At 58.9% G+C, this 11,925-nt stretch carries 12 protein-coding genes and 1 tRNA gene; 7 read left to right on the top strand and 6 right to left on the bottom strand.

Annotated elements, in window-relative coordinates:
• Positions 1–110 precede the first annotated feature (110 nt).
• Positions 111–1,067 carry an alkaline phosphatase family protein gene (locus V8P86_RS03420; protein ID WP_336325836.1) on the top strand — a complete coding sequence of 319 codons (957 nt, stop codon included), beginning with the start codon at positions 111–113 and terminating at the stop codon, positions 1,065–1,067.
• A 17-nt stretch (positions 1,068–1,084) separates the two neighbouring features.
• Here V8P86_RS03420 and V8P86_RS03415 read toward each other — a convergent pair whose 3' ends face one another.
• Both V8P86_RS03415 and V8P86_RS03410 read right to left on the bottom strand, forming a co-directional pair.
• Entirely contained in the window at positions 1,085–2,875 is a 1,791-nt protein-coding gene (locus tag V8P86_RS03415; protein WP_442909364.1) for an ABC transporter ATP-binding protein, read from the bottom strand.
• Between the two features lie 502 nt (positions 2,876–3,377).
• Positions 3,378–3,448 (bottom strand) — tRNA-His (locus tag V8P86_RS03410).
• Between the two features lie 97 nt (positions 3,449–3,545).
• Here V8P86_RS03410 and rpiA point away from each other — a divergent pair.
• Entirely contained in the window at positions 3,546–4,226 is a 681-nt protein-coding gene (gene rpiA, locus V8P86_RS03405) for a ribose-5-phosphate isomerase RpiA (protein ID WP_336325834.1), read from the top strand.
• A gap of 24 nt (positions 4,227–4,250) precedes the next feature.
• Here the strand turns inward: rpiA and V8P86_RS03400 are convergent, their stop codons facing one another.
• Positions 4,251–4,418: a DUF1931 domain-containing protein gene (locus tag V8P86_RS03400; protein ID WP_159763068.1), complete on the bottom strand. Its 168-nt coding sequence runs from the start codon at positions 4,416–4,418 to the stop codon at positions 4,251–4,253.
• 156 nt (positions 4,419–4,574) lie between these two features.
• Between V8P86_RS03400 and larB the strand changes: the two genes are divergently transcribed.
• The 3 genes from larB to V8P86_RS03390 all read left to right on the top strand — a co-directional run bounded on the left by larB (position 4,575) and on the right by V8P86_RS03390 (position 7,164).
• The gene (larB, locus tag V8P86_RS03395) at positions 4,575–5,336 is read left to right on the top strand and encodes a nickel pincer cofactor biosynthesis protein LarB (protein ID WP_336325833.1); all 762 of its coding nucleotides are present in this window, start codon (positions 4,575–4,577) and stop codon (positions 5,334–5,336) included.
• Between the two features lie 131 nt (positions 5,337–5,467).
• Entirely contained in the window at positions 5,468–5,617 is a 150-nt protein-coding gene (locus tag V8P86_RS18880) for a DUF7563 family protein (protein WP_442909346.1), read from the top strand.
• Positions 5,618–5,766: 149 nt separating this feature from the next.
• Positions 5,767–7,164 carry a phosphohexomutase domain-containing protein gene (locus V8P86_RS03390; RefSeq protein WP_336325832.1) on the top strand — a complete coding sequence of 466 codons (1,398 nt, stop codon included), beginning with the start codon at positions 5,767–5,769 and terminating at the stop codon, positions 7,162–7,164.
• A 13-nt stretch (positions 7,165–7,177) separates the two neighbouring features.
• Here V8P86_RS03390 and V8P86_RS03385 read toward each other — a convergent pair whose 3' ends face one another.
• Together V8P86_RS03385 and samp2 are read right to left on the bottom strand one after the other, a co-directional pair.
• A complete protein-coding gene (locus V8P86_RS03385; RefSeq protein ID WP_336325831.1) occupies positions 7,178–7,585 on the bottom strand; it encodes a GNAT family N-acetyltransferase in 408 nt (135 codons plus the stop codon).
• A complete protein-coding gene (samp2, locus tag V8P86_RS03380; RefSeq protein WP_336325830.1) occupies positions 7,586–7,789 on the bottom strand; it encodes a ubiquitin-like small modifier protein SAMP2 in 204 nt (67 codons plus the stop codon).
• A 105-nt stretch (positions 7,790–7,894) separates the two neighbouring features.
• Here samp2 and V8P86_RS03375 point away from each other — a divergent pair, with 105 nt between their 5' ends.
• Positions 7,895–8,275: a hypothetical protein gene (locus V8P86_RS03375; protein ID WP_336325829.1), complete on the top strand. Its 381-nt coding sequence runs from the start codon at positions 7,895–7,897 to the stop codon at positions 8,273–8,275.
• A gap of 249 nt (positions 8,276–8,524) precedes the next feature.
• On the opposite strand, the gene V8P86_RS03370 is transcribed toward V8P86_RS03375, so the two are convergent.
• Positions 8,525–9,685 carry an acyl-CoA dehydrogenase family protein gene (locus V8P86_RS03370; protein ID WP_336325828.1) on the bottom strand — a complete coding sequence of 387 codons (1,161 nt, stop codon included), beginning with the start codon at positions 9,683–9,685 and terminating at the stop codon, positions 8,525–8,527.
• 226 nt (positions 9,686–9,911) lie between these two features.
• Between V8P86_RS03370 and V8P86_RS03365 the strand changes: the two genes are divergently transcribed.
• Positions 9,912–11,882 (top strand): 3-hydroxyacyl-CoA dehydrogenase/enoyl-CoA hydratase family protein, encoded by a 1,971-nt coding sequence (locus V8P86_RS03365; RefSeq protein WP_336325827.1) that lies wholly within the window; start codon positions 9,912–9,914, stop codon positions 11,880–11,882.
• Positions 11,883–11,925: the final 43 nt, after the last annotated feature.

Raw genomic sequence — 11,925 nt, 5'->3', positions numbered from 1 at the left:
GATCGGTCTCGTAACTTACGAAACTAGAAATGCACTCGCTGTGATTTTGTGTGTATTGTTTCGGCAAAAAGTAACATATTTATAACGTAAGACGGATCCTACGCTTATCAATGTATGACGGATGGCGGAGCGTGATCAACGGTCTCAAAGATCCCCAGAGAGCGTACCATATCGTTGGGAAGGACATCAACCGTTGGTGGTACCGCGACAGTGATGCGGAATACAACCCAGCCGGTCAGTCCATCCATGAGAAAGATTGGGATAATTTAATCATCATTGACTCTTGCCGATATGATTATTTTCGACAAAAAAATACGTTTTCGGGCAATCTCACTCCGTTTCAGTCGCTCGGATCGTCAAGTAGCGAGTTCGTTCGGGCTAACCTGAGTAACCAGCAACATCACGATCTAGTCATCACGTCAGCCAATGGATGGTATGAGAAAGTTTTTCTCCAAGACGGCTTTTCTGTCCACGATTTACGGATTATAAAAGATAATCACGAACTGAATCGAGATGACGAGATTTACTATAAGTTTGCGGACGCTGGCCGGGGCGGGTGGGTGCGACCAGAGTCGACAACAGCAGAGGCCAAGCGAATGGTCAAGCAGTATCCACACAAGCGACACATCATCCACTACCACCAGCCACACATCCCGTTTATTGGGCCGACTGGTATCGAACATTTTGACGAGTTACCACTCGGATGGGGAGACGGCGGACACCAAGGAACGCTCTCGGCCTCGGACGAACTCATTCGGAAAGCGTACGCAGAAAATGTCGATATTGCGCTCGATGCCGTCTCGAATCTCCTGCCCCATCTCGATGGGAAAACCGTGATTTCGGCAGACCACGGCGATTTTCTCGGTGAACGAGGTTTCCCTGTCCCGATCAAACTGTATGCTCACCCGTCCAGCTACTACAGCGATACTCTAACCAAAGTCCCGTGGTTCGTCGTTGATCACGACGAGCGCAGAGACATTGTTGTTGAAGAACCTGACGGTGAGCTCACAGTTGGTGACGAACATTCTATTGACCAGAGATTACGTAGCCTCGGGTACAAGATCTGAGTTGCGACTCAAATTGGCTATCCTTGTGACTGAATAGCGTACAGTTCCGCATACTCCCCGTCGTCCGCGAGTAACTCCCGATGAGTTCCCTCTTCGATGATCTCGCCGTCGTCCAGCGTATAGATCCGGTCGGCATTTTTGACCGTCGAGAGTCGATGTGCGATTGTCACGATGGCATAATCCCGGTCCATCGCTTCGATGGCAGTCTGGACCTCTCGTTCTAGATTGGAGTCTAGATCACTCGTTGCCTCATCCAATATAAGGAAGTCGGCATCTCTCAGCAGTGCTCTTGCCAAGGCAACACGCTGGCGCTGCCCGCCTGATAACCGTACTCCATCGTCGCCAAGTTGAGAGTCATAGCCGTTCGGCAGATCGTCAAGGAACTCGTCGACGTTTGCGATCTGGCAGACACGTCTTACATCTTCTCGCGTCGCATCTCGATTCCCAACCGTCACGTTTCGTTCGAGTGTATCGTCGAATATATACGGGTTTTGTCGTACCACGGCAATACGGGAGCGCCACGCGTCGAGATCGTACTCATCTATCGGAACGCCGTTAGCACGGATCTCTCCAGCATCTGGGTGGTACATCCGGGTAAGCAGTGACACAATTGTAGACTTGCCGGCGCCAGATTGGCCAACGAAGCCGACGAAATCTCCCTTCTGGATCTCTAAGGAGAGTTCTCGCAGCACGGTCTCTTCTTCGGTGTAAGAGAAGCACACATCGTCGAAACTGACGGTTCTGATCTCTCCGATCTGACGCGAGCCATCAGATTCATTTTTCTCCTCTAGTTCATCAACGAACTCTTGTGTTCGGACTAAATGAGAGAGATCACCTTCAAGCCCGTATACTTGGCTATTCAGTCGACTTACCAGTGGTGAGAGACGGAACATTGCAAACAGGAAAATACCGAGTGCCCCCAGTGAGAGTTCAGACCACCGAAACCCGAGATAGATGAGTACGAAAAGGGAGAGTGCGGCGGCGAGGTCGTAGAAATTCTGTAATGCGGCCTCATTGCGCTGGAGGTCAACTTCTGAACGAGTATACCTAGTTATCGATTCTTTAAAACTGTCCAGTACTTCCTCGGCAAGCCCGAACAGTTTAACATCGCGAATTCCCTGTGTGCCAGTCTGTACCGCCTGCTGGACTTCTTCGTTTGCCTCCGCGACCCGAGATCCAGCAGTGTACGCCGGTTCGATGACGAACCGCATTATCAAGGTAATTCCTCCGAGCAATCCAAGCGCGAAGACACTCATCAACGGTGCGATATAGAACATAATAGAGAGGTAGACGAGGGTGAGAAACATCGTTTCCAGTGAGAGAACCGCTCGCTTGATCACTCGGCCCGAGTATCGCGTTTCGGTAATAATCGCGTTCAGAATGTCGTCAGAACCACGCTCGTCGAAATACCCAACCCTTGCGTTGAGCGCCCGCTCAAAGGTTTGCGTTCGCAGATGGCGCTCGTACTCCTGTTGTAGCCGCGCCCTAAACCAAGCGACCACAAACGACGAGGTGAATCGAACAGTCATCACTGTACCTATTCCGACAATCAACAAGCCAAGGTTGAATGGAATGCCAGCGATATCGTAGATTGTCAGAAACGCACTCATAATCGCATCTTGGGCCTGCACCTCCCCACCTTGGGCGACTTCCATGATGGGGTAAATAAAACTCAGTCCGATTCCTTCGAGAAGGGCAACGATCCCTCCGAGAAAGACGATTCCTGCGGTGAATCGCGGTCGGTACTTTGCAACTCGGAGGAGCGCAGCACCCTTTTGCCGCCATGTGATATCCTGTACGTCTGCCATTCGCTCATCTCCATTTTCCACTTGATAGCTAAAAACGTAGTGTTCTCTCCACTGGGAACAAGGGAAACAGAATTTGAAGCAGTTTGGATGCAACGACCCACAAGAGCATGAGGACCACACTCTCAGGCTTCGTTCGTACATAATATTAGTCCTGAAATTCAGAGTTTTCGATTGGCTCTCTGCCGTTTCGGTTTCTTTATTTCCGGAACGGTCTGGGCGCGCGAAACCTCACCGGAAGAAGATGGTTACGCTCATTGCGTGTGCTGCGACCTCGTGGCTTCGATTCCCGTGCCGTGGACCGTCTGCTCATCACATCCGTTCTTCGCAAGAAGGTCCGGGCGCGAAGAACCTCACCGGAGGAAGACGGCCACCCTCGCTCTGCACGGCTGCTGCGACTTCCAGAGTACACTTCCCTCACGACAGTATTCTCACTCTTCACTACTCACGCATTCGCGGTTCGCAGTCGAAATCTTACGATATTCGCTCTCACACCTTACAAAAGGTCCGGGCGCGGGAATCGAACCCGCGTCTTAGGCACCACAAGCCTAAAGGATACCATTACCCCAGCCCGGACACGCATCTCCACGTAACCCAGTGGGACAAATATACGTTACGAACTTCCTCAAGCCGTCCCGGAAGATTTTATCACCGCGGGCAGCGAGCAAGCGGTATGAAACGTGGTGGCACCGACGACCAGAAGCGACGGGCCGCCGAGAGCGCGGCCGAAGCCGTCGAATCGGGCACGACTGTTGGACTCGGAACCGGGAGTACTGCGGGCTTCGCAATCGATCACCTCGGTGACCGGATCGATGAAGGCCTCGATATTACTGGCATCCCGACCTCCTACCAGTCACGTCAGCGCGCACACAAGGCGGGCATTCCGCTGGCTACTCTCGAAGACGACCGGCCCGATATCGCAATCGACGGGGCGGACCAGTTCGCGGGGACGACGCTGATCAAAGGTGGCGGGGCGGCCCACGCTCGCGAGAAGATCGTCGATAGCGCCGCCGATCGCTTGTTGATCGTCGCCGATCCGACGAAGGAAGCGGAGATACTCGACCATCCGGTCCCGGTCGAAGTGCTGCCCGACGCGCGGCCGACCGTCGCCAGTCGCATTGAGGGCCTCGACGGGGAGCCACAACTCCGGGCCGCAGAACGGAAAGACGGCCCGGTCGTCACCGATAACGGCAATCTCGTACTCGACTGTGAGTTCGGTGCCATCGAAAGCCCTGAGACGCTTGCAGCACGGCTCTCGGCTATTCCTGGCGTCGTCGAACACGGACTGTTCGTCGGACTCGCGGACGAGATCCACGTCGGCACGGCTGATGGGGTTGTAGTCCGGACAGAATAAGATCCCCTCAACGGGGAATCAGCCTTACAGGTCGCGCGGCTGAACGGTCTTTCGGTCGTTTGCTTCTGCGCGTCGCGCAGCATCTTCGAGCAGTTCCTCAACCTCGTCGTCGAGGGCGCTGTAGAAGTCCGATGCTACGTTCATGTCGTCGAGCTCTTCCTTCACGGCGGCTTTGACAATTAGGTCTGCCATACAGGCGAGCTTTTTCGAGGATAGTTTATAAGCTTTCCCGTTTCTCCCCGGTTTCGCCGGCTCTGCGGCCCGTTTCGGCGGTGATTTCTGCCGAGGACCCCCGTCGACTCGCTCCCAACCGACAGCGACGAGTACGCGGACCCGTTTTGCTGGCGTATGCGCGAACTGCTCGAAGCGCTCGCGGCGGGAGAACTCTCGCCCGAGGCAGTTGAATCACGACTCCGCGGCTACGTTACCAGCGAGGCGGGCCGACTCGACACGGCCCGAACCCAGCGGGCGGGCGTTCCCGAAGCGATCCTCGCGACCCGCAAGACGGCAGCAGAAGTATCGACGCTCGTGGATACGAGCCTCGAAGGAACTGGCCGAGCGATCGTCACCCGGGCTGATCCGACGGTGACTGCCGCTGTCGAACAGCAGTACGCCGAGGACCCAGAGATATCGGTCAACGTCGACGACCGCGCACAGACGGTCGTCGTCCGAGAATCGTCTTTCGAGAGCCCCGACCTCGACGCCACTGTCGGTCTCGTCACTGCAGGCACGTCGGACGCCATGCCGGCCGGAGAGGCCGCGACGATACTCCGGGAGATGGGTGCCACTGTCGAACGGATCGACGATATCGGTGTCGCGTCGCTAGACCGGACACTCGATCAGGTTCCGCTGCTGCGCGAACAGGATATCCTGATCGTTGCGGCCGGCCGCGAAGGTGCCTTGCCGACCGTGCTCGCCGGCCTCGTCGACGTCCCGATCATCGGCCTACCGATCTCGACGGGATATGGCCACGGTGGCGAAGGCCGTGCGGCTCTCTCCGGGATGCTTCAGTCCTGTACCGCGCTGAGCGTCGTCAATATTGATGCCGGATTCACCGCTGGAGTGCAGGCCGGCCTCATCGCGCGACAGTTCGATAAAATCCGGGAATGAGCCCGCGCTGGCCCGTATCCGTCGATCGGTAAAAAATCTTACCCGGTTGGGGTTAACATAGTAAGGTACCACCTCTATTTGTCTACCTCCACTATGTTATATCGCCGGCAAACGAGTCCGGCATGTATACGATGCCACAGTGTGATCATTGCGGCGCGCACGTCTCAGATCGGTTTGCTCGAGTATTTGCGGACGAGTACGGTCGGATCCGGGCATGCCCGAGTTGTTCGGCGAACGCTGGAATCGCCGAGGCGGCGAGAGAGCGCGCCCACGAGGTGTGAGCGTATCGATCCCGCGGACCCCACCTGGCTGGTACGATCCGTTTCCTGCGGACGGGAGCGATACGGTGCGAGACAGTCACAGCCGGCGGTAGTGATACCGCCGCTGTGTTCGCCCGTGTTTTATGTACGATCACTTAGCACAGTCCTGTATGGACGACGATCCCAGCGACGCGATCGAATTCGGGACTGACGGCTGGCGAGCCGCCGGCGAGGAGTTCACGATGGAGCGAGTCCGGGCAATCGGAGCTGCCGTCGCCGAACTGCTCGATGCGGACGATGCTGACGGCCCGCTCGCAATCGGCTACGACGCCCGCGAGGACTCCCGAGCGGCAGCCGAACAACTCGGCGCTGTCGTCGCCGCGAGCGGCCGAGCCGTCACGATCACGGACGGAGACTGCCCGACGCCCGTTCTCGCCTGGACCGTCCGAACGGGCCCGTACGTCGGCGGCCTCATGGTGACTGCCTCGCACAACCCGCCGGAGTACAACGGCGTCAAATACGTCGTCAGCGACGGGACACCCGCACTCCCCGATGTCACCGAGGAGATCGAACGACGACTTTCCCGACCCGGCCCCCGACCACAGGATCCAGACGGAGCGATCACCGAGGCCGATTTCACCGAGGCATATGCGGAACACGCCCACTCTTTCGTCGCAGCCGATCTGGACGGACTCGCGATCGGATACGACGCGATGCACGGCAGCGGCCGCGGCGTGACCGATCGGATCCTCGAAGATGCGGGGGCGGATCTCACCCGTCTGCGCTGTGACCGGGATCCAACCTTCGGCGGCGCCTCCCCGGAACCGGTCCCGGAAAACGCCGCCGAACTGACCGACCTCGTCGACGATGGCAGCGTCTCGCTCGGGCTCATCAACGACGGCGACGCCGACAGGCTGGGGGTCATCACCCCGGAGCGGGGCTTCGTCGACCCGAACGTGTTGCTGGCGGTGCTGTACGGGTATCTGCTCGACCACAGCCCTGCGCCCGGCGATGTCGTCCGAACCGTCTCGACGAGTAGCCTCGTCGACCAGATTGCCCGTGAGGCCGGACAGGAGGTCCACGAGACGGCCGTCGGGTTCAAGTGGGTTGCCGAGGCGATGGAGGCGCACGACGCCCTCGCTGGCGGCGAGGAGAGCGGTGGCTACGGGATTGGCAGCCACCTCCCCAACAAAGACGGTGTCGTTCTTGCGCTGTTGCTCGCAGCGGCACACGCCGACCGATCTCTCGACGAACGCATCGATGCGCTGTTTGAGCAACACGGCAATATCGTTCAGGACCGGCGGAGTCTGGATTGCCCCGACGAGCAAAAAGAGGCAATCATCGACGGTCTCGACGGGACGGTTCCGGATCGGGTTGCAGACCGGGAGGTCGCCGAGATTCAAACCGTCGACGGCTTCAAGATCCGCCTTGACGACGACAGTTGGATTTTGATCCGTCCGTCGGGAACAGAGCCGAAGCTTCGCGTCTACGCCGAATCGAACTCTCAACAGCGTGTTTCGGAGTTGCTTGACGCCGGAGAGGTAATCGTGCAGCCGTTGCTCGACTGAATCCGCCCGGTTCCTACCGCTCGCGCCACACGCCACTCAACCGCTCGGCCCCGGACTGCTCGGACGCCTCGAATCCGACAGCCTCCCAGAAGGGGGCCACGCCGGGATCGAACTCGGCGACGAGTCGCTGGCTGGACTGTTGTGCACGCGCGACGAGCGCTCGGCCGATTCCCTGCCCGCGCCGGCCTGGTCGGACGGCGACTGCTGTAATCTTCTGCCCGTCCAACACGAGCGCCCCCAGTACCGGTGGGGATCCCGCATCTCTCCTGTTTCCGTCGCTGTCTCGATCCGGGAGCGCGACGAAAACATCGCCGCGTTCGATTGCCGCACGGGTCTGTTCGCTGTCGGTCTGCAAGGCTGCGGCGTCGAGAATGCTCAGGAGTTCGGCGTGCTGTGACGGCGTCGCCTCGCGGACTTGCATCTATCCACCCTGAATGAGTCTGACAACTTCGACGTGTTCGACATCGCTCTCGATGGGCTGGTCTTCCGGGACCGGTCGCCCGTCGACGAGCATCGACACCTCGTGTTTGCTCACGTCGAAGGGAGCCAGCAGGTCGGCGTAGGTCTTCCCGGCGGCGTCGAGTTCCCGACTGCCCTCGCCAGCCAGTTCGACGGTGATGGTCATCGAGAACAGCTACACGCCAGTTCGGTTTGAGCGTATCGGCTTACGAAGCCTGTCTACCTCGCCCTCTGACGCAAGCTTGAAACTGACTCAGCACTATGAGGATGTATGGCACACGAAGAATTCAGCCGGGAAGAGATTCCATCCGACGGGGTCGGTATCGGAGGTGACGACGACTGCGAACACGCGACCTACCAGCGCTTCGGCAGCGACGGCGGGGGCAACATCTATTTTCAATGCACGGACTGCTCACACGTCATTCTCAATTACGACAGCACAGACACCAACGCAGGCTCGGACCGCGACAGAACAGCGCCCAAATTAACCCCCGAGACCAGCGACGGGCCGAAACACGACCCGCTGATGAAGGGACTGTCGTTCGGCTCTGAGGATTCGGATGGCTCGCGGCAGTCGAGTGGGGGCCCTGATTCGGGCTTTCTCGGGCGAATTAAATCAGATTTCCAACGGCTGTTCGGAAAGGATCGGTGAGTCGAAAAGACCGGGAGAACGGGTTACCCGGACTGTCGGTGGCAAGGCGGCCAGACGTGAGTCCCCAGCATGCCGGACGGTATCTGGCATGTACGTCGCCCGGCAATCTTTGGTAGGCAGTACAGGTGAATGAGTTCCTTCCCGCATAGTTTGGGTTGTTTAAATAATCCCGAGCAAAAAGAACGCGTACATTCGGGTTGACGAATAACAAGGAGCCGATCCGCAGGAATCGAGTTGCGGTTTCTGTCGTTACGACATGCCCTTGCCCTGCAGCTCGCGGGCGATGATGTTCTTCTGGATCTCGGTGGTGCCCTCGTAGATCTGGGTGATCTTCGCGTCGCGGTAGAACCGCTCGACGTCGAAGTCGTCGACGTAGCCGGCACCGCCGTGGATCTGCAGTGCCTCGTTAGCCACATCGACGGCCACGCGGGAACCGTACTCTTTGGCCATGGAGGCGAGTTTCGTCAGGTTCGCGTCGGCGTCGTTCTCGACGGCCCACGCGGACTTCAGCGTCAGCAGGCGTGCGGCTTCGATTTTCGTGAACATATCCGAGAGTTTGTGCTGGATGGCCTGGAACTCGCCGATTGGCTGGCCAAACTGCTCGCGCTCCTCGGCGTATTCCAGCGCGCGCTCGGCCGCGCCGCGGGCGATACCGACACCCTGTGCGGCGACGCCCGTTCGCGTTGCGTCGAAGAACTGCATCTGCTGGAGGAAGCCAGCGCCGCGGGTGCCGACGAGATTCTCTTCGGGCACGCGCACGTCGTCGAAGATGAGTTCGGCCGTGTCCGAGGCTCGAATACCGAGCTTTCCGGTGATTTTGTCGGCGTCGAAGCCGTCGCGGTCGGTCTCGATGATGATCTGGGAGAACCCGTTGTACCGGCCGGCGGCGTCGGGGTCGGTCTCACAGAGCGCAACGACGTAATCTGCAATCGTTCCGTTGGTGATCCACATCTTGTTGCCGTTGATGACCCACTCGTCGCCGTCTTTTTCGGCAGTCGTCGAGATCGAAGAGACATCGGAGCCAGCGTGGGGTTCGCTGATCGCCGCGCCGGAGATCATCTCACCACGCGCGACGGGTTCGAGGAATCGCTCTTTCTGTTCTTCGGTCCCGAATTCGGTGATGTTCTCGGTCCCGAACGAAGTCGAGACGAGACAGAGGGCGATACCGGGGTCGGCAGCGAACAGTTCCTCGCTGATGATCATCGATTCGAGCGTCGAGTAGCCCGCGCCGCCGTATTCGATCGGGATGCGGGCACCGAGCAGGCCCATCTCTGCGGCCTTGTCGACGACCTCGTGTGGGTACTTCTCTTTGCGGTCGTACTCTGAGGCGACCGGTTTCACTTCGTTTTCTGCGAACTTGCGCACTTCCTCACGGATCTGCTCCTGTTCCTGTGTAAGTCCGAATTCCATACACTCTTTCCATCGACTGTGTACACATAACGGTTTTTACACGCTTGTGAACGAGTGTTGAGTTGTTTTACGCCTGATCCGGCCCGGCTGAAAAACTGCAAAACTGTACGCGTTTGCTGGCTCTGTGTTACCATGAGCAAAAAACACGAATGAACGGATTTTCGGTTTGCACAGCGACAAAAGACAACGTTGAAGCCACGTGCGAGGGAGTGTATGAATTGTAACCATGGAACTTGAGGACGTCAACACAATTACGGTTCTCGGTGCTGGGACGATGGGTCACGGCATCGCCGAGGTAGCGGCACTTGCGGGCTATTCGGTCAAGATGCGCGATATCAAAGAGGAGTTCGTTCAGGACGGCTACGAGCAGATCACGTGGTCGCTGGACAAACTCGCCGAAAACGAGCGCATCAGCGAGGAGGAAGCCGAGGCGGCGAAAGACAGCGTCACGCCGCTGGTCGATATCGAGGAAGCGATGGCCGACAGCGATGTCGTCATCGAAGCGGCCCCGGAGAATATGGACATCAAAGCCGATGTCTACGAAGAAGTCGTCGAGGCCGCGCCGGAGCACACGGTCTTCACCTCCAACACCTCCAGTCTCTCGATCACGGACCTCTCGGAACTGACGGACCGTCCGGAGAAGTTCTGCGGAATGCACTTTTTCAACCCGCCGGTCCGGATGGAACTGGTCGAGGTTATCCGCGGCGAGCACACCGACGACGAGACGATGGATCTCATCGAGGACCTCGCGACGGATCTGGGCAAGACGCCCGTCCGTGTGCGCAAAGATGAGCCTGGATTCATCGTCAACTCCATTCTCGTCCCGCTGATGAACGAAGCCTGTTGGATCGTCGAAGAGGATGTCGCGACCATCGAAGAGGTCGACTCCTCGACGAAATACGGCATGGGCCTGCCGATGGGCGCCTTCGAACTCGGCGACCAGGTCGGGAACGACGTGACCTACCACGTCCTCGAATACATGCACGACGTGCTCGGCGACGCCTACGAGCCGTGTCCACTGCTGGAAGAGACTGTCGAGAATGAACACCTCGGTAAGAAGACCGGCAAGGGCTTCTACGACTACGAAGATGGCGAGGGCGCAGACGTGCCGGCCGACCAGGTCCGCGACGACGTGCTCGCCCGACTCTATGCCGTGCTCGCGAACGAGACGGGCAAACTCGTCCAGAAAGAGGTCGCGCCGCCGGAAGACATCGACGAGGCCGTCACACTCGGTGCCGCGTTCCCGAAAGGTCCGGCCAAGCTCTGTGACGAAGAAGGGCTCGACAACGCCGTCGAGACGCTCGAAGGCCTGCAGGAAAGCGCCGACGCCGCTCGCTACGAGGTCAGCGACGGACTTCGTGACGCCGCCGAGGAAGGAGGCTTCTACGGCAGTGAGGAGGAAGACGACGCCGTCGAGTTCGAGGCCATCCGTGTCGAGTACCCACACGAGATGGTCGGACAGATCGTCCTCGACCGACCCCACCAGCTCAACACGGTCAACCCCGAGATGCTCGACGAGTTCGCCGAAGCCGTCGACATCTTCGAGGAAGATGACGACATCCGTGCCATTCTCGTCACGGGCGCGGGCGACCGCGCGTTCAGTGCGGGCGCAGATGCGATGAGCATGGCTGGCTCGGCCAACCCCATCGACGCCATCGAACTCTCCCGGAAAGGCCAGGAGACGTGGGCCAAACTCGAAGACGCCTCCGTCCCGACTGTCGCAGCGATCGACGGCTTCGCACTCGGCGGCGGGATGGAACTGGCAGCCTGTGCAGATCTGCGTATCGCCACCGAGCGCTCGGAACTCGGCCAGCCGGAGTTCGACCTCGGACTCCTGCCGGGCTGGGGTGGCACGCAGCGACTCAAAAACCACATCGGCGAGAGCCGCGCGAAGGAAGTCATCTTCACGGCCGACCGCTACGAGGCCGAGACGATGCACGACTGGGGATTCGTCAACCGCCTCACCGACAAGGACAGCTTCGAGGACGACGCCATCGAACTCGCTGCTGACCTCGCCGCTGGCCCACCGCTGGCCATGGAATACACGAAGAAGGCGATGCACGCCGGCCGTGACGACACCGAGGCCGGACTAGAGACCGAGGCCTTCGCATTCGGTCACCTCATCGCCACCGACGACGTGATGGAAGGCGTCACGAAGATCCAGAGCGACGAGGATCCGCAGTTCGAGGGCAAATAAGGCGACCTCGCGGTTCGATTATCTGTTACTCAACTGTATTTCG

The organism is Halovenus anhuiensis (genome assembly GCF_037080055.1).
In the GTDB taxonomy this organism is placed as follows: domain Archaea; phylum Halobacteriota; class Halobacteria; order Halobacteriales; family Haloarculaceae; genus Halovenus.
The sequence above is the reverse complement of the archived record's forward strand: the minus strand, read 5'-3'. Positions and strand labels throughout refer to the sequence as shown.

Bases quoted from the DNA above. Each gene is read 5' to 3' on its own strand.
- V8P86_RS03415 (WP_442909364.1), bottom strand. From the start codon at position 2,875: ATGGCAGACGTACAGGATATCACATGGCGGCAAAAGGGTGCTGCGCTC.
- V8P86_RS03375 (WP_336325829.1), top strand. From the start codon at position 7,895: ATGGCACACGAAGAATTCAGCCGGGAAGAGATTCCATCCGACGGGGTC.
- V8P86_RS03420 (WP_336325836.1), top strand. From the start codon at position 111: ATGTATGACGGATGGCGGAGCGTGATCAACGGTCTCAAAGATCCCCAG.
- samp2 (WP_336325830.1), bottom strand. From the start codon at position 7,789: ATGACCATCACCGTCGAACTGGCTGGCGAGGGCAGTCGGGAACTCGAC.
- V8P86_RS03370 (WP_336325828.1), bottom strand. From the start codon at position 9,685: ATGGAATTCGGACTTACACAGGAACAGGAGCAGATCCGTGAGGAAGTG.
- V8P86_RS18880 (WP_442909346.1), top strand. From the start codon at position 5,468: ATGCCACAGTGTGATCATTGCGGCGCGCACGTCTCAGATCGGTTTGCT.
- V8P86_RS03385 (WP_336325831.1), bottom strand. From the start codon at position 7,585: ATGCAAGTCCGCGAGGCGACGCCGTCACAGCACGCCGAACTCCTGAGC.
- larB (WP_336325833.1), top strand. From the start codon at position 4,575: ATGCGCGAACTGCTCGAAGCGCTCGCGGCGGGAGAACTCTCGCCCGAG.
- V8P86_RS03390 (WP_336325832.1), top strand. From the start codon at position 5,767: ATGGACGACGATCCCAGCGACGCGATCGAATTCGGGACTGACGGCTGG.
- rpiA (WP_336325834.1), top strand. From the start codon at position 3,546: ATGAAACGTGGTGGCACCGACGACCAGAAGCGACGGGCCGCCGAGAGC.
- V8P86_RS03400 (WP_159763068.1), bottom strand. From the start codon at position 4,418: ATGGCAGACCTAATTGTCAAAGCCGCCGTGAAGGAAGAGCTCGACGAC.
- V8P86_RS03365 (WP_336325827.1), top strand. From the start codon at position 9,912: ATGGAACTTGAGGACGTCAACACAATTACGGTTCTCGGTGCTGGGACG.